This is a genomic window from Sphingobium sp. TomMM7A, assembly GCF_055397305.1.
This window is the reverse complement of record NZ_AP027311.1, coordinates 1,375,571-1,394,916: the sequence shown is the minus strand read 5'-3', so window position 1 is coordinate 1,394,916 and position 19,346 is coordinate 1,375,571. Positions and strand designations below refer to the sequence as shown.

Below are 19,346 nucleotides of genomic sequence, written 5' to 3'. Positions count from 1 at the left end.
TTCAGCGTCCGCAGCATCTTATGTCGCTTCTGGCACATGCAAATCCGGTAATCTTCTGGGAAGAGCCGCTCCGGGACGCCGCGGGCACTTCCCCCCGCGTCGAACATTATTGTCCGGCCCCAAATGTCACCGTGGCGGTTCCGCATTTACCCGAAGGCCTGCCAGCGGAAGCCACGGCTGCGGCATTACATATGCTGCTCGACGATTTTCTTGCGCTGGTTCCTGGCCCAATCATCCGCTGGTATTACACCCCAATGATGCTGCCCTTCTCGCGGCATCTCCCTGCCGCCTGCACTGTCTATGACTGTATGGACGAGCTGGCAAACTTCCGTTTCGCGCCCCCGGAACTGGCGCAGCTTGAAGCTGAACTGCTCGCTGCCGCGGACCTCGTCTTTACCGGCGGTTACAGCCTCTACGAAGCGAAACGCGCGCTACATCGTTCGGTGCATGCTTTCCCCTCTAGCGTGGATACAGCGCATTTTGCTCAGGCTCGCCTTGCGACAGACGAACCAGCCGATCAGGCGCCGATACCGCGTCCGCGGCTTGGCTTCTATGGCGTAATCGACGAGCGCATGGACCTTGAACTTCTGGCAGCGATCGCCGACGCGCGCCCGGCCTGGTCCCTCGTCATGGTGGGACCGACGGTGAAAATCGATCCTGCCGACCTGCCGCGGCGACCAAACATCTTTTATTTGGGCGGCAAGACCTATGACGAGCTCCCGCGATATGCAGGGGGCTGGGATGTGGCTTTGATGCCATTTGCGATCAATGCCTCGACACAATTCATATCGCCCACCAAAACGCCTGAGTATCTCGCCGCCGGGCTTCCTGTCGTCTCGACACCGATAACCGACGTCGTGCGTCATTATGGTGATCTGGCCGCAGTCGAGATCGCAGCGACGCCGGCCGACTTCGTCGCCGCGTGCGAAAAAGCGCTCGCGAGATCCTCCTTAAGCAAGGATGCCAACTGGCGCGAGGAAGCCGATGCGGCGCTTACCGGTCAGAGCTGGCGGATCGTCGCCACCGCGATGCAGGCCCTCATCGCGAATGTCGCGGCCGTGCCGCGCTCAACGCAAATACGCCACTATGACTATCTCGTCGTTGGGGCAGGCTTTGCCGGTGCGGTCATGGCGGAGCGGCTGGCACGCGATGGGGGCAAGCGGGTGCTGGTGATCGACCGGCGCGAACATATCGGCGGCAATGCTTATGACCATCATGATGATGCTGGCATCCTGATCCATCGATACGGGCCGCATATCTTCCACACCAATAGCCCCGATATCGTCGACTATCTGTCGAATTTCACCGACTGGCGGCCCTATGAACACAGGGTGCTGGCCGATATTGAAGGTGCCCGCGTGCCGATGCCGATCAACCGCACGACGCTGAACTGCCTTTACAGTCTGGAGCTTTCAACTGAGGAAGAGGCCGCAGCCTTTCTAGCCAGCAAGGCAGAGCCGGTCGATCCGATCTTAACTTCGGCTGACGTGGTGGTTTCCAAGGTCGGGCGTGAACTCTATGAGACGTTCTTTAGAGGTTATACTCGCAAGCAATGGGGTATGGACCCTAGCGAACTCGACAAATCCGTGACCGCGCGCGTGCCGACGCGGACCAATATTGACGACCGCTATTTTACCGACCGTTTTCAGGCGATGCCGGCTGAAGGCTACACCGCTATGTTCAGGGCCATACTCGACCACCCCCTGATCGACATCGAACTTGGCGTGGATTTTGAAGATGTGCGCGCGCGCCTCCGTTATGACCGATTGGTCTTCACCGGCCCGATCGATGAATATTTTGGTCATCGCTACGGTAGGTTGCCTTATCGCTCGCTCGATTTCCGGCACGAGACGCTCGACCAGGAGTGGCTCCAGCCCGTCGCAGTGGTCAATTATCCGTCAGAGACCGTGCCGTACACCCGGGTGACAGAATATAAGCATCTCACCGGCCAGGATGCGCCGCGCACCAGCGTCACCTATGAATTTCCCTGCGCTGACGGCGATCCATATTATCCGGTACCACGCGCGGAAAACGAGGCCTTGTTCAAGCGCTATGAAGCGCTGGCGCTCGGCACGCCCGATGTGCTTTTCGTAGGTCGCCTTGCTACCTACCGTTATTATAATATGGACCAGGTCGTTGGCCAGGCGCTTGCGACATATCGCCGTCACGCCGCGCAACTTCTCTGCCAAATGGGCCGGTCTGGCGAAACGGCAATCGCAGCGGAATAAAAAAGACCCCGTCAGTGCTCCTCTCGCTCACCTTTTTCGGCCAATTGCCGATCGGCGAGTTCGGCAGCTGAGATGAGGCTGTGTGCCGTCTGTTCAGCTGCATGAGGAGTCATTGTTATTGCCACGCCCGCGGGTCCATCGAGAATGACGACGCCGTCTTCGGCGGAAGCTATGCCGGGCTCGGTCTGAGGCTGCGGAGTCGCTGAAGGTGCTTTCATCATATTGACCTTAAAACGGAGGGCGCCACGCCGGGCTTTTTGTCGTCGATATACAGGTAGGCAGGATCGAACTGCCCGCGCTCTGCCAGGCGATCGGGCTCAAGAATCTCTACAAGCGATGAGCGAAAGATGCACAGCCGCTCTTCACGCAGGTGGCGCATCACCCTGTTCACGTGGACGTTCGTAAGCCCGCAGATCTCCGCAAGATCCGTTTGATTTAGTCCGAGGGCAAAGCGGGTGCCGTCGCTGAGACCGGCTGAAACAAGCCGTATATTCGTCTCGCACAGGAAATGTGCTACGCGTCCGACCGCGTCGAGGCGCCCGAGCCGGAACAACCACGCACGGTGGATCGCGGCGTCGATCAAAGTGGCAAACCACAGCTTTCGTGCAAGCGCTGGCAGTTCTCGCGTGATCGCATCGAGCTGGGTATGGGGCACGATTGCAACCGTCGCGGCCGTCATGGTCGCGACGTCGTGATCGAGAATTTTAAGCGGAAAACCGTGGAGATCGACAAAGTCGCCGGCCACATGGACCGCCACCAATTGCCGCATTCCATTGCGGTCGTCGATGTAGCGCGACATGATCCCGTCGATCAGCAAGGTGCTTTGCCGCAGCGTGTCACCTGCTTGCACAAGGGTGGTTCGGGCTTTAAGTGTGCGCACTTCGGAGATCGCGGCTTCGAGCCGCTCACGTTCCTCTTTCTCGAGGTGGACGCCCTTCCGGTCTGTTAGAAAACGTTCCGTAAACATAGCTGGCCATTTCCTCCGGTAGGCCCGGACGTCGCCACGCTCCGCCTGACTACGGTCAGGCGAACGCCCGGGCCTGCTCCAACAGGCCCCGGCATGCAGCCGATCAGCCGCCAGATTGAGCCATCAATTCTTCCTTTCGAGCTGCAAGCTGAGCACCTAATGCCTTCAGATCGAGATCACTGTCGCGGCTCTCGGGAAACATCTCGCCCTCTTCTTCCTCAACGTGATGATTGATATATTCGCCGAGGACGGTGACCTTGGCGTCGAACAGTCGGTCGCCCGCTTTCATGCCCTGAATTTCCGCGATCAGTTGCTTGGCGGTGGCATGTTCGACTTCGGCTTCATCGAGAAGATCATCGTCCTCTATCGCCTCGCGCGCCGCGGGATAATAAATCTCCTCCTCGATTTGGGCATGAACGGTGAGCGCAAGACAGATCTTGTCGGACAACGCCTGCTTTTCACCGTCATCCTCCAGGCTTTCGTACTGTTTGAAATAGGTCTTAACTTCCTTGTGGTCGGCCTTGAGTAGCGTGATCGCGTCGGCCGGCTTGGCGGCGGCCCGTGCAGTCTTACGCCCGGCTTTTGACGCCGGCTTCGCTTTGGCTGACTTCATTTCTGGTGTCGTGGTGGCCATGGGTTAATCTCCATTTCCGGACGCCGTGCATTCACGGGCCTATCGCAGGGACAACTCAGAAAAGCGCGTCAAGGACCCCGGCTTGCGGACAAATTAATCTCCGTCAGTACGATTCTGCTCTCGAGCAAAGGGACAGCCGCTTGCTCAGCTTATCGTTTGTGGCCACGCTCGTTTCCACGAATATTAAACTGCGGTCATGTGGTCGCCCGCGGGGACACCATCTTGCTTGTCCTCGTGAGCGCAGCCCCCACTGAATATCGCTCACCGAACCAAATTCAAGGGCCGTCCCGTCGGTGCGGCAATGCAGTATAGATCGACGCGTTCGCATCGCCGGACCGGCTCCACTACCACGCAATCAAGGGGAGCTTAAGACGTAGGTTGGTCTCGGATGCTTTACTGACGCCGGGATGTCTTCGAGGAGTGCGACCACCCGCGCAACACGCGTGTCCTCATCGGTCTGCTCGTTAAGAACCCATCGCTCATCCTTGGCAACCAGCCCAATGCCGCCGGGAGGCATCGCCTCTTCATGATAGGGCGTCAATGCGATTGCGGCTGGCCCCGCATCGATTCGGGAATACCTGCGGCGCGCGCAAGCATGTCGATGCGGGTCTCCCCGATGAGTTTCTCGGGTGCGGGCGGCAGGGCGCCGAACCGGTCGACGAGCTCTTCCTCGAAAGCGCTGAAATCCTCTTCGTCGCGCATGCGTGCAGTCGGACGTAGAGGCCGAGGCGGATGTCAGGGTCAGGGATCCAGTCCGCGGGAAGAACACCAGCATGGCCGAGATTGAGCTCGGGCAGCCATAGGCCAGGATCTTGGCCGCGGGCCCGCTTTAGCGCCGCTTCCAAGAGATGTTGGTAGAGATCTATGCCAACCAGCTTCATGTGGCCGGGTTTGAGTAGCCCCAAGAGGATCGCCCGCGCCCCGCTGGTCAAGGTCGGCGACGCTGATCTCGAAGCCGGCACCGAGCCGATCGTGGGTGGCAAGTGTGCGCAGCCTTTTCATGGTGCGTTCGGCGATCTCGCCGGCCTCAATTAGGAGGATGATCTGTCCGCGCCGATTGCCGCGGCCGCCGCGGCCGCGCAGTTGATGCAGCTGCGCGAGACCGAAACGATCAGCGCGCCAGACGATCATCCGTCGTGCGGGACGCGCTGGTCGGCCCCGCTGAACTCTGCCGTCGCTGGAGACTCGAGGCTAGCGAGCAGCCATTTCTGCTCGTCATCCTTATCGCTATGGAGGATCTCCTTCCACCAGAAGCGTAGTGCTGGGTCCCAGCGATAACCACGGGCCTTGAGACGCTCCTTAGCATCGAACGGAGCGTCGATCGCATTAACTCGGTAGCTGGGTTTGATCATCTTTGAGGAGAAACATGTGAAACGTTTTGGTTCGGAAACGAAGAAGCCGCTGTTCAAGGGTATAGGCTGACGCCGGATTTCATGCAGCCCGCAGAAGCAAGCCGGGTTTTCCGCCTTGCGTGGGCACGATTACGCCCGGGTGTTGCGATCGGTCCTTTCCTGTGGAAATCACAGCAACATGATAATGCAAGGTACGCACGACCTAAGCTTGGTGATTCTGTCGATCGCCATCGCCATACTGGCATCTTTCACCGGTTTGAACCTGGCTAATCGGGCGCACGCATCAAGCGGAAAGATGCAACGGAGCTGGCTTGCAGCCGCAGCGCTTGTTCTGGGCGGGGGCATCTGGAGCATGCACTTCGTGGCCATGTTGGCATTCAGCATTCCTGGCATGGTGATGAACTATGATGTGGGTCTGACGCTGCTCTCACTTGGATTAGCGGTCGGGTTCACTGGCACGGGCTTCGCTGTCGCCAGGCGCGGACTCTTGTGCGCCCCCCGCGTGCTGACGGCCGGTATGCTGATGGGCTTGGGCGTGCTCGCGATGCATTATACCGGTATGGCCGCCATGAGAATGGGTGCAACGCTCAGCTACGGACGAGCTTGGCTGGCCATCTCAGCGCTCATCGCGATCACCGCTGCCACAGCAGCCATTTGGCTGACATCTCGTGACCACAAGAGCGGGCGTCAAGCAGCCGCTGCGATCGTGATGGGTATCGCGATAGCTGGCATGCACTTTGCGGGGATGAAGGCAGCGACATTCACTGCACGCACGCACATTGACGCTGGTCAAGGCGGCATCACACTGGGCCAGACTTACCTCGCTGTTGCGATCAGCGCCTTTACCATATTCGTCCTCCTGATGGCATTGGGCGCCGCCGCGTTGGAGCGAGCCCTGAGCGCCTATGTGCGGCGGCAAGCTAGAATTGCCATGCGCCTACGTATCTCCGACATATTAAGGGCAGAAGACACCGAAGAAGCACTACAGCAGGTCGCGGTGTCACTCGGGGAGCATTTCTCCGTGTCGCGCACCGGCTTCGGTGAACTGAGTCAAGCCGAGGGCGCGTTCGATTACGATGTCTGCTGGACCGACGGCTCAGTGCCGCCGCTGCTCGGCCGCTTTCCCGCCGCCGATTTCGGGGTCAAGATCGTGAGGGAGCTCAGTGCCGGGCGAACCGTTGCCATTGATGATCTTCTTGAGGCTGATCTCAGCGATGAGGCCCTCACCAGAGAAACCGCCCGTGACGTCGATACACGCTCGATACTCGTGGTACCCTTCAGACGCGGCGGGCAGCTGCACACCATAGTTTACTTGAATGGCCGCAGACCACGCCATTGGCATGCTGAAGAAATCGAATTCATGGAGGAATTAGCCGAGCGCATTCGGCTGGTGATCGAGCGTAACGCTGCGGAGGTTCAGCTACGCGAGCTCAATGCTACGCTTGAAGCCCGCGTGGAGACCCGGACCCGTGAGCTGCAACAGGCCGAGGCGGCTAGGCGCGAAGCCGACATGCTTTATCGGGCTTATTTCGAAAACACGCCAGATCCACTTTTCGTCGTTCGCGTCGAGCCAGATGGTGGCTTGGTCGCTGAGCAGATCAATCCAGCGCATGAAGCGGGAGTCGGGTTCAAGCTAGAAGAGATCCGCGGCAAGCGCGTAGATGAATTTCTCCCGGATGAGGCAGCTGAGCGAGCGATCGCAGCCTATGGGCAGGTCGTAGCTACGCGAAAAATCTACCATTACCGGGAGGTTTTTCACCTGTCCGGCGATCCGCAACAATGGGATACCACCTTGATCCCGTTGCTTGGCGATGATGGACAGGTGGAGCGGATTATCGGATCTAGCCGTGATGTGACCAGGCAGCTGGCGGCTGAAGATGCGCTCCGGCAAGCACAGAAGATGGAGGCGATGGGTCAGCTGACCGGCGGCGTGGCGCACGACTTCAATAACCTTTTGACGCCGATTATGGGCGCCCTCGATCGACTGGACAGCAAAGGTCTAGGTGACGACCGAGATCGAAAGTTCATCGCTGCTGCGCTTCAATCCGCAGATCGGGCGAAAACGCTTGTTCATCGTTTGCTTTCTTTTGCTCGCCGTCAGCCCCTTCAACCTGTGCCAGTAGACCTTTCCACGCTGGTTTCCGGTATTACTGATCTGATTTCGAGCACCGTCGGCCCTCAGATCGATTTGGTGGTGGATGCGCCAGGCGGTCTTCCAGCTGCTGTGGCTGACTCCAATCAGCTTGAAATGGCTCTACTGAATTTGAGCGTGAACGCGCGCGATGCAATGCCCAATGGAGGAACACTGCGGGTCTCCGTTTCAAAATCGTCGATAGTGGACGGGGAGGTCTGCGCCGTGCCGCGGGGAGACTATATTTGCCTGTGCGTCACTGACACGGGCACCGGCATGGATGACGAGACGCAGAAGCGGGCGATTGAGCCTTTCTATTCTACCAAGGGCCTGGGGCGTGGGACGGGCCTCGGGTTGTCCATGGCCCACGGCCTTGCAGCCCAGCTTGGTGGAGCGCTGACAATCGACAGCACACCAGGTAAGGGCACAACTATATGCATCTGGCTTCCGGCAAGCGGCGAGAAAGTCATCGAGAGGTGCAACGCGCCAGCTCTCCCAGACACGCCATTCTGCGGAGGCACTGCTCTCCTGGTTGATGATGAGGACCTGGTTCGGGAGTCCGCAGCGCAAATGCTAAGCGATCTTGGCCTCAACGTGAAGTGCACCACCTCGGCGCTCGAAGCTCAATCGTTGATAGATGAGGGGATGGAGCCCGATCTGCTCATCACCGACCACCTCATGCCGGGGATGACCGGCACGGAACTGGCCCAATTTGTCTTGCGGCAGCTACCCAGGACGGAAGTGTTGATTATGTCCGGATATGCTGATGCCCAAGGGGTCGATCCCGACCTCCCACGCCTCACGAAGCCATTCCGCCAAGCTGATTTAGCGGCGGCGCTCCTCCAGCTTCGGCGTGGGCGCTCGGAGCCACCGGAGGGACAAATTGGCGGAAGACGTGACGCCCTGAACGATTAGGGTGGCACAATCACCTTCCCGCTCAAGGCCGCCGTTACGAAACAGATCTGCAGGTGGAGGGTGACATGCTTCCGATCAGCGGAGAGAAGCATCCGGAGCATGAGGACAAAAGGGCGAACGTCGTCGAACGGACTTACGGCTCCTTACCCGTTCCATCCAGCTGCCGTTTCAGCCGAATCCCGATCAGGTCCATGCGGACTTCATATAGTGTGCGCCCCGGATCAGACTGCCCCGCCAGGGCAGCCAGAAACGGCGCCGGCGTATCCAGATCGATTAGGCACAAAGTCCGCGGGAAATAGAAAGCAGCGCCAGGCAGAGAAGTCATCACGTGGACGGCTTCACCCGACGAATCGCGCGGCGATGATCAAGCGAAGCAGGGCGGCTGGCCGACGTAATAATAAACCACTAGAGTCCCGTTTCGGGTGGCCGTGACGGGGTTCTTTCCCCTTCACCCGAGCCATTCCGTTCCAGTTTATCCGCTTCTCTTGCCAACGCCAGATGCTGCCTGGCGAGGCGCCGATGTTGTTCGGCAGTGATATCATCGCAGTGAATAGCGGCCTCCGCCGTTTCCTCAGCCGCGCGTCTACGATGGTACTCAGAAGTGGTCTCGCTCATCACCCCGGCTCCTGCGCCTAAAGCTCTTCTACCATGCCGGAGCGACGCGCTGCCACTGTTCGTTTCGCCCCCGATCTAAGTCTCTACAAGGGCGAACATCTTTGTGCCTTCCGAAAACCGGCGAGCGCTCCGTCATAGCGAAGTTCGATTCGGTCAGCAGGGGTCACGGAATGAAGTTGGCGCAGTGGATCCCCCCACCAGGATCCCGACCATGCCGCCGATCCTGGTCGACGCCGCACCAGAGGCTGGCGAGTGGATAACGAGATCACACACGCGATGGCTTTAGGGCTGGGACCTATAAACAGGATTCACAAGTCGGCCCGGTTGTGATTCACCGTCTTCGCTAATACGGAGGTTGGGATGGCGGACGGGTTCTGGTTGAGCGACGAGCAGTGGGTGCGGTTGAAGCCGCTTTTGCCGAACAAGCCCCGAGGCGTGCCGCGGGTCGATGATCGGCGGGTCATCAGCGGCATCGTGCACGTGCTTCAGTCCGGCTGTCGGTGGAAGGATGCGCCGGCCTTCTACGGTCCGCCCAAGACGCTCTACAACCGGTGTGTGCGCTGGGCGGCAAAGGGCGTGTGGCGCGATGTTTTCGAGATACTGGCGGCGGCAGGCGGCCCACCGGCCGAGGTGCTGATCGACAGCACGCATGTGAAAGCACACCGCTCGGCGGCAGGCGGCAAAGGGGGGCTCACGCGCAGGCGATCGGCAGCAGTCGGGGCGGCCGCAACACCAAGATCCACGCCATCACAGACAGATACGGCCGGCCGCTCGCCTTCCACCTGACGCCAGGGCAGGCGGCCGACTGCCGCGCGGCCGAGCATCTGCTGGGCAACCTGCCCGAGCGGTGCATCGTCCACGCCGATCGTGCCTACGACACCAATCGTGTCCGCGACCTGATCGAGAGCCAGAGCGCGGTCCCGAACATCCTGCCAAAGCGCACGCGTCTGAGGAAAAGCTGCTTCAGCAAGACCCTCTACAAGGGCCGCAACGCCATCGAGCGGATGTTCTGCCGCCTCAAGGACTGTCGGCGGCTCGCAACCCGTTATGACCGCATCGCCAACAACTTCCTCGGCGCAATCCATCTCGCCGCCGCCATCATGTGGTGGTTGTGAGTCCCAGCCCTAGAAGGAGCTTCTGTTTCCCGTGCCGTTAACTCAAAGAATGTGAGTTAACGAACTGTTGTTTAACGTGCGTGCGTAGGCCCCGCGTTCGCCTGATGATATCCATATCCAGGGGTTTGCTTGATCGGAGTCGAAGAGATGAACGATGCCGTTTCACATAAGCGCTCGTCGCTACGAGCAGGCCGACTGCTCAAAGCCCAGATGCAGCACCCCCGGTTGGGCGTCGTGGACGTCCTCGTGCGCAACATTTCAGAAGGAGGTATGGGCGGCAAATGCCTCCACGCCGTCGAGCCGGGTGAATTGGTCAGAATTGTTTTGCCGAACCTTCCTCCCGTTGACGGTTTGATAGTTTGGCGAATGGGAGATGGGTTTGGCGTGCGCCTGAATAAGCTCGTCGATCCCACTGGGGTTGTGAGGCCGGTCGCCGGCACACCCCGGGGCGGCTATGAGGTGCCCAGTCTTTTCCGACCGCCGCTTGAGTGTCGGCGGCCGGCGGTCAGAATTAGTTGCTAGTTTCAGACAAAGGCCGTGCAGAAGACGACGCTAGATCCTCAACCCAGGCTATGCTTCGAGTGCTGCTCGCGTTGCGTAAGAAAGTTCACGAAGCACGGCTTTAGTATCCTCTGGGACGGCCCTTTCAAACCAGGCTTGCAGATCAGTGCAGACTTCGGGCGCCGCATTCTCTTGGATCAGAAGCGAGGCCGAGGTGTGCTGACAAACGAGGAAAAGGTTTTCATTATCTTCTGCCCGACGGGAAGCCGGTCAAGGATGCTGAAACGCTATTGCGCATTCGCAAGCTTGCCGTTCCACCGGCCTACAAAGATGTCTGGATCTGCCCGGACGCACACGGGCATCTTCAGGCAACCGGCCGGGATGCAAAAGGCCCCAAGGGTGCTGTCAGTCCAACTGCAACTAGTCTCCGATTGGCAAGGCTAGGGCAGGGGGGCGTGATCCTCAGCCCATGATGATCTGCCATTCGACCAGAGCGGCCGAGCGTCGTTCCTTGTAAGTCTGTTGATCGATGAGAGGGCGTTCGAAATTGAATTGGTGGTGGACGTTAGCATTAGCCGATGCGAACTTTTGCAGCGATTGCATCCGTCTGAACCGGAGCATGGCCCGTTCTCGTCTTCGGAAGGGGAGGCGGCTGTTCTCCACCCTGTTGTTGGCCCAACGGCCAATCTTCTGCTTCTCGCGATTGCCCACGTCGGTCATGGCCGTACCATAGGATCGCAAACCACCGGTAACGATCTTGTCCGGTGAACCATGCTGCTTCAGCACCTTTCTCATGAAGGCGAGGGCGGCCTGTTTATCGCGGGTTTGGTGACATAGCTCTCGAGGACCTCGCCTGTGATTCAGCTTGACGTACATCTCGTCGAGGTGCCACCGCCAGTGACGAAAGCCTTGCATTCGGCTGATCCGCTGACCCCGTATCTCTCCGGCGAAAAGGGAACCAAACCTGTTCCACCAAAGCCGCACGGTCTCGACATATGTCGATGCCATGCTCGAAGAGCAGATCCTCGACATTCCGCAACGACAGAGGATGGCGAACATACATCATGACCACCAACCGGATTACCTCCGGCGAGGAGTTGAAGTACCGAAACGGGCTGACGACAGGCTTGCTCATCGCCCACCAATACCCCGCCGAAGTTTGCTTTGACAGAGCCCGGCCGTGGCTGCGGGTCATGTTGGTGGCGGTCCACGTCTCGTCGATGAACACCAGCGTTCCGGCTCCAGCTCGACCTGGTTCTCGAACCAGTCGTGGCGCTGCCTCAGGACGTCGGGGCGGTCTTGCTCGATGCCATGCCCAGTCTTTTTTTGCGCGTCATGCCCCGCCGCGCAAAGAAGCGGTGCAGCCCGGCAACCGACACCGTCACCCCCGCTTCGGCCAAAGTAATGCGCAGCTCTTCGAGCGAGATGCCCTTGCGCGCCCCCCACAAGGCCAGGATGTTGGCGGCTCGCGCTTCCACTCGGCGGGATCGCAAGTCGCCGCCTTCCGCTTGGGACCGAAGGCGCCGGTTTCCAGACGCTGCACCTGCCAGGGAATGGCGGTCAATGGCGCAACCCCAAAGCGCGCCGCCGCTCCTTGGCAGCTCAGCCCGGAGGGGAATCCCTCATCGATTCATAACGGTCGAAACTGCTTGTCTTATGACTTTGCCGTCCGTTTGGGTCATGATGCGATGCCCGTTCCGGGGTGGCCACCCCGGAACGGGCGGAAGGGGACGGATCGCGAAACTGCCGATCGTTGAGGGATCGGGTTAGAGTGGGATCGCCCCTTTCTTTTCCATCAGGCCCGAACGGATACCGGGGCTGCAAGGCCCGGATGACAAGCATGGGACAGCGGAAAAGATGAGCGACAATCTACCACAGACGATCGGCATCGACATCTCCAAAGCGAGCCTCGATTGCCATGCCTATCCCGCCGGCGCAGAGCGCCAATTCGCCAACACGGCCAAAGGCCACAAAACCCTGATCGCCTGGCTGCGACAATGGCAGGTCGAACGGATCGCGTACGAGGCCACTGGAACATACCACCGCGCGCTTGAGGTGGCGCTGGCCGATTGGCCGTGCGTGAAGCTCAATCCCGAACGCGCGCGGCGCTTTGCCCAGGCCACCGGTACGCTGGCGAAGACTGATCGCATTGACGCCATGCTGCTTGCCCGCATGGCCGCTACCCTGCGCCCTCCGGTGCGACCGGCAAGAAGCGCCCAGCAGGCTCAGTTGGCTGAGCTCATCAATGCCCGTGATGGCTTGGTGCGCGATCGCACCGCGCTCAAGAACCGGAAGAAGAATCTCACTATCACATTGCTCAAGCGCCAGTGCGAGCAGCGGCTCAAACAAATTGACCTACATATCGAGGCGCTCGACGCCCAGATCGCCAGCATCATCGCCGCCGATGCCGCATTAACCCGCCGCCATCAAATCTTGACCAGTATCGCGGGCCTGGGAACGCTGACTGCCAACCAACTCATCGTCACCATGCCCGAACTGGGCACCCTTGACGGCAAAGAAGCCGCGTCGCTCGCTGGGCTTGCTCCTGTCGCGCGCCAATCCGGTCAATGGAAAGGGAAAAGCTTCATTCGTGGCGGCCGCTCCAATGTGCGGCAGGCCCTCTTCATGCCAGCGCTGATCGCCGCCCGCTTCAATCCCGACCTCAAATCCAAATATCAGCAGATGGTCGCCGCTGGCAAACCAGCCAAGGTCGCCATCACTGCTGTCATGCGAAAGCTCGTCGTCACGGCCAATGCCCTGCTCAAAGCAGATCGCCTCTGGCAGCAATCACGCGCTTGATCATCACGGATACTCTAACCATTCATGCTGTCGAGCGTCGTTTTAATGAGCTGTTGAGGTAGAAATGGTGTTGTCGGTGCTCATTGTCTGCTCCTGGTAACTGGTATTTGTCGAAACGGTTGCACAATCGGAAAGGTCCACCGCTTGCAGTGGCGAGCAGGAACCAAGAACCTCGGCAGTTTGTTGATGCATCGCAACGGATGCTGGTGTGCAGTCTGGTAGGAATGAGGCGATGGTAGCTGAGTTTACCCCTGTGTGACGGCAATCTTGTAACTATCAATATGGATCAGGTGGATTATTTCCAACAAGGCGTTGGCGGAACACTCATCATGTTTCCCGATGGGCGGCAGTTGGAGCTTCAGGAAAGTTATGACGCTGTGGCTGAGATCATGAGTTCGGAGAGGCAGGCGGGCTGCTAAGATGGCAGGTTTGTTCAATCGGATAGCAACAGGGTGCGCCCGCTTCTCCGGGCGGCCCAGCATGTTGATGGCGTGTATGATTATCTCAGGCCTTGGCGTCCTTGCCTACGTGTCTGGCGACGACCATTTTTTTGGCGGCGCCAATCTCGCCATCAGTATCGTTACTTTGCTCCTGCTGCCAATCCTCCAGGCCACCCAGAATCGCGACGGTGCCGCCCTTCAGGCGAAAATTGATGAGTTGATCAAGCTAAACCATGACGCGCGCAATACCCTGATTGGTTTGGAGAACCGCAGCGAGGAGAGATTGAGCGGATGCGCGCGGCCGTCGAAGAAAGCGCAGGACGGCTGCATCAGGAGGATTAAATATCGGCTGCGATCTGTAGCCCGCTTTTTCCCTCTGTCACCATGGCCGCGCGTCATGCCCATCTGGATCCCTATTACCCAGAACGGCGCGGGCGCACTGAATAGCTCTTAAAATGTGCGTGCCGCCAATCGGGCCCAAATTTTGCAAAGTGGCGATGAGCGGCCTGTTCGCATGATGGAACTGTGGCTGCGTCTACGGATTCTTCATCCGACAGACTAGGAGAGCATCTATGGCAGACAATAAAAGCAAACGTGGCGGAGCTGATCGGCGGCAGGTGTCATCGTCGGAGGGATATGAGGTAAGCTATTTTGCGCGCAAGCATGGGATCAGCCGGAGCGACGCCGAAAGCCTGATCAAACGGGTCGGCAGTGATCGGGCAAAGCTTAACGAGGCAGCCGAGAAGCTGAAGAAAGGAGGTTGATCCCCAACGATCGAACCTTTGCGCCTCGACCCTGACTTCTTCGTCAGTGACGCTCCAAGTGTCGCGCGCGCTTTGATCGGGGTCACGATTCTGTCCGATGGCGTCGGCGGGCGTATAGTGGAGACCGAGGCCTATGATGCCGATGACCCTGCCTCTCACAGCTACAAAGGCGAGACGCGGCGCAACGCGGTCATGTTTGGCCCACCGGGCCGCGCCTATATCTATCGCATTTACGGGCTGCACTGGTGTCTCAACGTGGTCTGCGGAATTCGTGGAAGCGCGGTATTTATACGCGCGCTTGAGCCAATATATGGGATCGAAGAGATGCGCTCCCGGCGGGGCGCCACCGAGTTGCGCCGACTTTGCTCTGGGCCTGGGCGGCTTTGCAAGGCTTTGGGAATTGACGGTTCTTTCAATGGCCTATCGCTCTTTGAACACCCATTCCAACTGCTGAAGGGTGACGTGGCGTCCACGGTGGCCGGATCCCGCATAGGAATTAGCGTGGGTATTGACACGGCCTGGCGCTTTGGACTGGAAAGCTCCGATTTCTTGAGCCGCCCATTCGCTTCAAATCCAACTTGATGGCCGCAGAAGGCGCGAGGCTGAAGATTCGTCGGCGCCGTGACAACGCCAAGCAGTTATTTGGTTTTATTCCTAGCTAGGTCAAAATTCAGTATCTCACTGAAATTTACCCGGGTCAACTGACACCGCCTCTTTCATGCGCGATAAATGCCCCGCCACGAATGGCGGAGCATCTTTTATCGTTCTCATTATCTCGCAGCCGTGGCGTTCGGGCGCCACTACAGGCTTTGGCGAGGCGTCGTGTATCGGCTGCGTTCTGCGTCGATCTGCTCTGTTGTGTAGGGATCCGCCTCTGGGTCAAACGCCGTCCATCCGCTTTCGCGATAGGCAGCGCCCCTCGTGGCGGCATCCACCGAATTATGCCGGATCAGAATAGTCTCGGCCTCAGCCCTCCGTTCGTCAGGCACGCGGGCAGAGACCAAAGTCCCGCCGCGACGAACGCCTTCGGAATACACATGTGCCTCGTCATCGTCATGGCCCGCGTGCTTCAGAGCGCCGACGATGCCGCCCGTGGCAGCGCCGCCGACGCCGCCAATGGCCGCGCCTGCTGCCGTCGAAGCCAACCAACCAGCAGCCACGATAGGGCCAAGCCCGGGGATTGCGAGAAGGCCCAAACCAGCAAGCAAGCCACCAACGCCGCCAAGGACAGCGCCCGTCGCCGCGCCGCGGGTTACATCGCCATCCTCATTGACGCTGTCATTGTCGCGATCATGTCTGCCATAGGCATCCTTGTTAGCGACAATGCTGATATCGTCATGCTGAAATCCAGCGCTTTCCAAAGCACGAACAGCGGCTCGAGCCTCGCTGTAATCATCGAACAGACGGGTTACAGTCTTGGTCATGATGATCTCTCCCATTTACTTCTTTGCCTGAAGGACGCTCACATTGCCCTTATAATCTAGCGCGACATGGGCCTTCATTCCTCTTTTAACTGCGGTACCGACCCAATGCCCATTATCGTCTTTTTTAAGATCGCTGATTTTTGTGTAGCCGGCCTTAGTCAGTCGACCCCGAGCCTGATCTTCAGTGAAAGAGTTCGCCCCTTCAGCTGCGTGTCCCACATGGGCGACAGTACTGTCCTTGATTGCTGGGTTGCTGTCTTGCGCCATCGCGGACCCTCCCGCTGCGGCAAGGACGGCGGCGGCGATTATAACTGTCATTTTCATGGCTCTCTCCTGATTAGACGTGCCTCTAACGCAGGAGAGCCGGAAAAGGTGTCCTGTCCGCTCGAAGTAACGGATTGCCCCTTCCTGCTCTGATCGGCGGCAGGCAGATCAAGGCCGCGCAGGCCCAGCCTGATGCGGTTTTTGAACAGGGACTGAGAACTGTGGGATTACCGCTGTAAGAGGCAGGTGGGCAACGGTTTACAGTGCTTCACCGTTCCGGTTGGAAAACGCCGTTCGCGACGTCGAAACGTGATCGACCAGCGCGTCGCCTTCATTTCGCCGATGCTGAACGCCGCCGGAAACGCATCACGCCCGCCTCGCCCAGCGATATCCCGATGACATCTTCGAACCCCACGCCTATCTCGATCATGAGCTGCTTGGGCCACGCTATCGCGAATGCGTCGAAGCCCTGCAGCAGTTGAGCACCATCAACCCTGTTGCAGTGTTCGGGCGCATTGACGCCAAGAAGCTGCGCTCATCGCTTACCCTGTTCGATGCCACGGCTCGCTGCCCTTAGTTCGCGGAGGCTCTGGATCGCTGGTAGGGCGATGAAGAGGGGAGGCGCCGCGTCCTGCTTGCGAGCCCGATGTGAGCAGGCAGATTGTTGCTCTCATAAATTAAGTCGGCGGGTGAGCCGGTGCGTTTCGGGAACCAACGTGCCCAAGCTCTCGTTTCCCGCTCGTCTAGCCACATGGAAGATGGGCGGGTGAGAGAGCCAATCGTGACCAACGCCCTGTTCAGCGGATAATGCGTAAGCCGCACGCCCGTTTGGCGCTCGTGCTTGGCGCTTCCGCGGCGCTTGTAGCGGCCATGGCGTTCGCCATCGACATCCGCCAGAATCCTGCGCGCAGCCGCTTTGGCGGCGACGCGACACGGCTGGCGCTGCTGCCCTCCGCCTCTGCCCGAGCTCTCCCGCCAAGCTGGCTGACGCCGGACCAAAGCGGCCAGTGGACAGCGCAGCTTGGCGATCCCGCAGGCACCCGCTTCAGCCCTTTGGGCGAGATCAACACCCGCAACGCGGCGTCGCTGAAACTGGCCTTCACGTTCGACGACGGCCTCAAGCGCGGGCACGAGGCCGCCCCGCTGGTGGTGGGCGACACCATGTATGTCACCACCCCCTATCCCAACGATGTTTACGCTCTGGATCTCACCAAGCCGCACCATCCGGTCAAATGGCATTATCAGCCAAAGCCTGAGCAGGCGTCGCAAGGGGTGGCCTGCTGCGACGTAGTCAATCGCGGCGCGGTCTATGGGGGCAGCCGGCTGTTCTTCAACACGCTGGACGGCAACACCATCGCCCTCGACGCCGCCACGGGCCATGAGGTCTGGAAGACTAAGCTGGGCGAGATCAGCCATGGCGAAACCATCACCATGGCCCCGCTGCTGGCCGAAGGGCGCCTCCTCGTCGGCACCTCGGGCGGAGAGATGGGCGTGCGCGGATCGCTGACCGCGCTTGACGCCGGATCAGGCGCTGTGGTGTGGAAAGCCTATAGCACCGGCCCCGACAAGGATGTGCTGATCGGCCCCGAGTTCAAGCCCTTCTATCCCGCCGAAAAGGGCAAGGATCTGGGCGTCAAGACATGGAACCCGGACGGCTGGCGCATCGGCGGCGGCAATCCCTGGGGCTGGATCAGCTATGATCCCGAACTGCACATGATCTATTATGGCACCGGCAATCCGGGGCCATGGAATTCCACCCAGCGTCCGGGCGACAATAAATGGACCGCCGGTGTCTTCGCGCGCGATGTGCGGACAGGCGCGGCGCGCTGGTTCTACCAGTCGAGCCCGCACGACCTGTTCGACTATGACGATGTGAACGAGAGCATCCTTATGGACCTGCCGTTCCAGGGGAAGATGCGCAAAGTGCTGGCCCGGCCCGCGCGCACCGGCTTCTTCCTGCTGATCGACCGGCAGACGGGGCAGGTGCTGTCCGCCGATCCCTATGCCCATGTGAACAGCATATTGAAGGTCGATCTGGTCAGTGGCCGCCCGCAAATGGCTCCCGGTAAACTGCCCCATCCCGGCCGCGTCACCCGCTTCATCTGCCCCGCCGCACCGGGCGGCAAGGACTGGAACCCCTCGGCTTTTTCGCCCCGCACCGGGCTCGTTTACATCCCCCACCTCAACCTCTGCATGGATGAGGGCGAGGCGGAGGCCAATTATATCGAGGGCACCCCCTATCTCGGCGCCGACGCCCGCATGTATGCCGGGCCGGGCGGTTATCGCGGCGTCCTGACCGCCTGGGACCCGGTCGCGCGGCGTCCCGTGTGGCGCATCCGCGAGGACCTGCCGCTCTGGAGCGGCGCGCTGGCGACGGCGGGCGATGTGGTCTTCTATGGAACCATGGAAGGCTGGTTCAAGGCGGTCGATGCGCGCTCCGGCAAGCTGTTGTGGCAGCATAGGCTCAACAGCGGCATCATCGGCATGCCGATGACCTATCGCGGGCCGGACGGCCACCAATATGTCGCCATCTTCGCCGGCGTCGGCGGCTGGGCCGGCGCGGTCGTGGCGGGCGCGCTCGATCCGGGCGATCCCACCTCCGCGCTGGGCTTCGTCAACGCGATGGGCGACCTCATCCGCAAAAGCAAAGCGGGAGGGAGGCTCTATGTCTTTAGCCTGCCGCACTAGCATCATGCTGCTCCTGCTCGCCAGCGCGGCATGCAGCCGCGAAACGCGCGACTATCGCAGCGAAGCGATGCAAAAGCCGAACCGCGCCGCCTTTATCGCGGGCAACGCCTTTCATCTGTCGCAGGGACAGCGGCTCTACGCCTGGATGAATTGCTCCGGCTGTCACTCCCATGGCGGCGGCGGCATGGGCCCGGCGCTGAGCGATGACCGCTGGCGTTATGGCGGCAGCATGCAGCAGATCGTGGCCACCATCATGAACGGGCGGCCGAACGGCATGCCCTCCTTCCGCAACCGCATCACGCCGGATCAGGCATGGCAGCTCGCCTCCTATGTTCGCTCGCTGTCAGCACAGACCCGCCAGGACGCGCTTGCGGGCCGCGCCGAAGAGCCCGCGAATATGGAACCCGCCACGCTGAACGAGCGCAAGCCGCTGCGCCATGTCAGCGTCCAGCATGACAGCGCGAGGCAATGATGCGCCTGATGTCCGCCTTGCTTAAGCAACATGGGTT

The 19,346-nt window shown here is 60.0% G+C and carries 21 protein-coding genes and 2 pseudogenes; 13 read left to right on the top strand and 10 right to left on the bottom strand.

What is annotated here, in order from left to right:
- The first annotated feature begins 20 nt into the window (after positions 1-20).
- Positions 21-2,228, top strand: a complete 2,208-nt coding sequence (gene glf, locus ACZ5ZH_RS07045) for a UDP-galactopyranose mutase (RefSeq protein WP_464771023.1) — start codon at positions 21-23, stop codon at positions 2,226-2,228.
- 217 nt (positions 2,229-2,445) lie between these two features.
- Here glf and ACZ5ZH_RS07040 read toward each other — a convergent pair whose 3' ends face one another.
- The 3 genes from ACZ5ZH_RS07040 to ACZ5ZH_RS07030 all read right to left on the bottom strand — a co-directional run bounded on the left by ACZ5ZH_RS07040 (position 2,446) and on the right by ACZ5ZH_RS07030 (position 4,531).
- Entirely contained in the window at positions 2,446-3,195 is a 750-nt protein-coding gene (locus ACZ5ZH_RS07040) for a Crp/Fnr family transcriptional regulator (protein WP_464771022.1), read from the bottom strand.
- A 103-nt stretch (positions 3,196-3,298) separates the two neighbouring features.
- The gene (locus ACZ5ZH_RS07035) at positions 3,299-3,829 is read right to left on the bottom strand and encodes a hemerythrin domain-containing protein (RefSeq protein WP_464771021.1); all 531 of its coding nucleotides are present in this window, start codon (positions 3,827-3,829) and stop codon (positions 3,299-3,301) included.
- 537 nt (positions 3,830-4,366) lie between these two features.
- The gene (locus tag ACZ5ZH_RS07030) at positions 4,367-4,531 is read right to left on the bottom strand and encodes a TRCF domain-containing protein (RefSeq protein ID WP_464771020.1); all 165 of its coding nucleotides are present in this window, start codon (positions 4,529-4,531) and stop codon (positions 4,367-4,369) included.
- A gap of 162 nt (positions 4,532-4,693) precedes the next feature.
- Between ACZ5ZH_RS07030 and ACZ5ZH_RS07025 the strand changes: the two genes are divergently transcribed.
- Positions 4,694-4,864 (top strand): hypothetical protein, encoded by a 171-nt coding sequence (locus ACZ5ZH_RS07025; protein WP_464771019.1) that lies wholly within the window; start codon positions 4,694-4,696, stop codon positions 4,862-4,864.
- Between the two features lie 92 nt (positions 4,865-4,956).
- Here the strand turns inward: ACZ5ZH_RS07025 and ACZ5ZH_RS07020 are convergent, their stop codons facing one another.
- Entirely contained in the window at positions 4,957-5,238 is a 282-nt protein-coding gene (locus ACZ5ZH_RS07020; RefSeq protein ID WP_464771018.1) for a hypothetical protein, read from the bottom strand.
- A gap of 154 nt (positions 5,239-5,392) precedes the next feature.
- On the opposite strand from ACZ5ZH_RS07020, the gene ACZ5ZH_RS07015 reads away from it, so the two are divergent.
- Entirely contained in the window at positions 5,393-8,227 is a 2,835-nt protein-coding gene (locus ACZ5ZH_RS07015) for an MHYT domain-containing protein (RefSeq protein WP_464772613.1), read from the top strand.
- 133 nt (positions 8,228-8,360) lie between these two features.
- Here the strand turns inward: ACZ5ZH_RS07015 and ACZ5ZH_RS07010 are convergent, their stop codons facing one another.
- The gene (locus ACZ5ZH_RS07010; protein WP_464771017.1) at positions 8,361-8,552 is read right to left on the bottom strand and encodes a hypothetical protein; all 192 of its coding nucleotides are present in this window, start codon (positions 8,550-8,552) and stop codon (positions 8,361-8,363) included.
- A gap of 650 nt (positions 8,553-9,202) precedes the next feature.
- On the opposite strand from ACZ5ZH_RS07010, the gene ACZ5ZH_RS07005 reads away from it, so the two are divergent.
- A protein-coding gene (locus ACZ5ZH_RS07005) for an IS5 family transposase (protein ID WP_464771016.1) occupies positions 9,203-9,957 on the top strand; the annotation gives its coding sequence in 2 pieces (ribosomal slippage) (positions 9,203-9,533 and positions 9,533-9,957; 756 coding nt in all).
- Between the two features lie 147 nt (positions 9,958-10,104).
- Positions 10,105-10,479: a PilZ domain-containing protein gene (locus ACZ5ZH_RS07000; RefSeq protein ID WP_464771015.1), complete on the top strand. Its 375-nt coding sequence runs from the start codon at positions 10,105-10,107 to the stop codon at positions 10,477-10,479.
- 48 nt (positions 10,480-10,527) lie between these two features.
- Here ACZ5ZH_RS07000 and ACZ5ZH_RS06995 read toward each other — a convergent pair whose 3' ends face one another.
- On the bottom strand, positions 10,528-10,656 hold the full coding sequence (locus ACZ5ZH_RS06995) for a hypothetical protein (RefSeq protein WP_464772612.1): 129 nt from the start codon (positions 10,654-10,656) through the stop codon (positions 10,528-10,530).
- A 92-nt stretch (positions 10,657-10,748) separates the two neighbouring features.
- Between ACZ5ZH_RS06995 and ACZ5ZH_RS06990 the strand changes: the two genes are divergently transcribed.
- Positions 10,749-10,931: a hypothetical protein gene (locus tag ACZ5ZH_RS06990; RefSeq protein ID WP_464771014.1), complete on the top strand. Its 183-nt coding sequence runs from the start codon at positions 10,749-10,751 to the stop codon at positions 10,929-10,931.
- On the opposite strand, the pseudogene ACZ5ZH_RS06985 reads toward ACZ5ZH_RS06990, so the two are convergent.
- Together ACZ5ZH_RS06985 and ACZ5ZH_RS06980 are read right to left on the bottom strand one after the other, a co-directional pair.
- Positions 10,921-11,593 (bottom strand): annotated as a pseudogene (locus ACZ5ZH_RS06985) (IS6 family transposase). The gene ACZ5ZH_RS06990 and the pseudogene ACZ5ZH_RS06985 overlap by 11 nt on opposite strands.
- Positions 11,594-11,602: 9 nt before the next feature.
- Positions 11,603-12,088: pseudogene (locus ACZ5ZH_RS06980) on the bottom strand (transposase); the annotation flags it as partial.
- Positions 12,089-12,315: 227 nt separating this feature from the next.
- Between ACZ5ZH_RS06980 and ACZ5ZH_RS06975 the strand changes: the two are divergent.
- The 4 genes from ACZ5ZH_RS06975 to ACZ5ZH_RS06960 all read left to right on the top strand — a co-directional run bounded on the left by ACZ5ZH_RS06975 (position 12,316) and on the right by ACZ5ZH_RS06960 (position 15,043).
- Positions 12,316-13,257, top strand: a complete 942-nt coding sequence (locus ACZ5ZH_RS06975; RefSeq protein ID WP_464771013.1) for an IS110 family RNA-guided transposase — start codon at positions 12,316-12,318, stop codon at positions 13,255-13,257.
- A gap of 420 nt (positions 13,258-13,677) precedes the next feature.
- Entirely contained in the window at positions 13,678-14,151 is a 474-nt protein-coding gene (locus ACZ5ZH_RS06970) for a low affinity iron permease family protein (RefSeq protein WP_464771011.1), read from the top strand.
- Positions 14,152-14,269: 118 nt separating this feature from the next.
- The gene (locus ACZ5ZH_RS06965) at positions 14,270-14,461 is read left to right on the top strand and encodes a DUF3606 domain-containing protein (protein ID WP_464771010.1); all 192 of its coding nucleotides are present in this window, start codon (positions 14,270-14,272) and stop codon (positions 14,459-14,461) included.
- 18 nt (positions 14,462-14,479) lie between these two features.
- Complete coding sequence (locus ACZ5ZH_RS06960; RefSeq protein WP_464775158.1) at positions 14,480-15,043, top strand: DNA-3-methyladenine glycosylase; 564 nt, start codon at positions 14,480-14,482, stop codon at positions 15,041-15,043.
- 218 nt (positions 15,044-15,261) lie between these two features.
- Here ACZ5ZH_RS06960 and ACZ5ZH_RS06955 read toward each other — a convergent pair whose 3' ends face one another.
- A complete protein-coding gene (locus ACZ5ZH_RS06955; RefSeq protein ID WP_464771008.1) occupies positions 15,262-15,885 on the bottom strand; it encodes a general stress protein in 624 nt (207 codons plus the stop codon).
- Positions 15,886-15,900: 15 nt separating this feature from the next.
- Entirely contained in the window at positions 15,901-16,209 is a 309-nt protein-coding gene (locus ACZ5ZH_RS06950) for a hypothetical protein (RefSeq protein WP_464771007.1), read from the bottom strand.
- A 340-nt stretch (positions 16,210-16,549) separates the two neighbouring features.
- On the opposite strand from ACZ5ZH_RS06950, the gene ACZ5ZH_RS06945 reads away from it, so the two are divergent.
- From ACZ5ZH_RS06945 to ACZ5ZH_RS06935, 3 genes are all read left to right on the top strand, one after another.
- Positions 16,550-16,726: a DUF1810 family protein gene (locus ACZ5ZH_RS06945; protein WP_464772611.1), complete on the top strand. Its 177-nt coding sequence runs from the start codon at positions 16,550-16,552 to the stop codon at positions 16,724-16,726.
- 230 nt (positions 16,727-16,956) lie between these two features.
- Positions 16,957-18,837 carry a PQQ-dependent dehydrogenase, methanol/ethanol family gene (locus tag ACZ5ZH_RS06940; RefSeq protein WP_464771006.1) on the top strand — a complete coding sequence of 627 codons (1,881 nt, stop codon included), beginning with the start codon at positions 16,957-16,959 and terminating at the stop codon, positions 18,835-18,837.
- Positions 18,815-19,309 (top strand): c-type cytochrome, encoded by a 495-nt coding sequence (locus tag ACZ5ZH_RS06935; protein WP_464771005.1) that lies wholly within the window; start codon positions 18,815-18,817, stop codon positions 19,307-19,309. The genes ACZ5ZH_RS06940 and ACZ5ZH_RS06935 overlap by 23 nt, the downstream gene beginning before the upstream one ends.
- Positions 19,310-19,346: the final 37 nt, after the last annotated feature.

Coding starts and splice junctions, on each gene's coding strand:
- glf (WP_464771023.1), top strand. CDS start 21: ATGTCGCTTCTGGCACATGCAAATCCGGTAATCTTCTGGGAAGAGCCG.
- ACZ5ZH_RS07040 (WP_464771022.1), bottom strand. CDS start 3,195: ATGTTTACGGAACGTTTTCTAACAGACCGGAAGGGCGTCCACCTCGAG.
- ACZ5ZH_RS07035 (WP_464771021.1), bottom strand. CDS start 3,829: ATGGCCACCACGACACCAGAAATGAAGTCAGCCAAAGCGAAGCCGGCG.
- ACZ5ZH_RS07030 (WP_464771020.1), bottom strand. CDS start 4,531: ATGCGCGACGAAGAGGATTTCAGCGCTTTCGAGGAAGAGCTCGTCGAC.
- ACZ5ZH_RS07025 (WP_464771019.1), top strand. CDS start 4,694: ATGCCAACCAGCTTCATGTGGCCGGGTTTGAGTAGCCCCAAGAGGATC.
- ACZ5ZH_RS07010 (WP_464771017.1), bottom strand. CDS start 8,552: ATGACTTCTCTGCCTGGCGCTGCTTTCTATTTCCCGCGGACTTTGTGC.
- ACZ5ZH_RS07000 (WP_464771015.1), top strand. CDS start 10,105: ATGAACGATGCCGTTTCACATAAGCGCTCGTCGCTACGAGCAGGCCGA.
- ACZ5ZH_RS06975 (WP_464771013.1), top strand. CDS start 12,316: ATGAGCGACAATCTACCACAGACGATCGGCATCGACATCTCCAAAGCG.
- ACZ5ZH_RS06970 (WP_464771011.1), top strand. CDS start 13,678: ATGGCAGGTTTGTTCAATCGGATAGCAACAGGGTGCGCCCGCTTCTCC.
- ACZ5ZH_RS06965 (WP_464771010.1), top strand. CDS start 14,270: ATGGCAGACAATAAAAGCAAACGTGGCGGAGCTGATCGGCGGCAGGTG.
- ACZ5ZH_RS06955 (WP_464771008.1), bottom strand. CDS start 15,885: ATGACCAAGACTGTAACCCGTCTGTTCGATGATTACAGCGAGGCTCGA.
- ACZ5ZH_RS06950 (WP_464771007.1), bottom strand. CDS start 16,209: ATGAAAATGACAGTTATAATCGCCGCCGCCGTCCTTGCCGCAGCGGGA.
- ACZ5ZH_RS06940 (WP_464771006.1), top strand. CDS start 16,957: ATGCGTAAGCCGCACGCCCGTTTGGCGCTCGTGCTTGGCGCTTCCGCG.
- ACZ5ZH_RS06935 (WP_464771005.1), top strand. CDS start 18,815: ATGTCTTTAGCCTGCCGCACTAGCATCATGCTGCTCCTGCTCGCCAGC.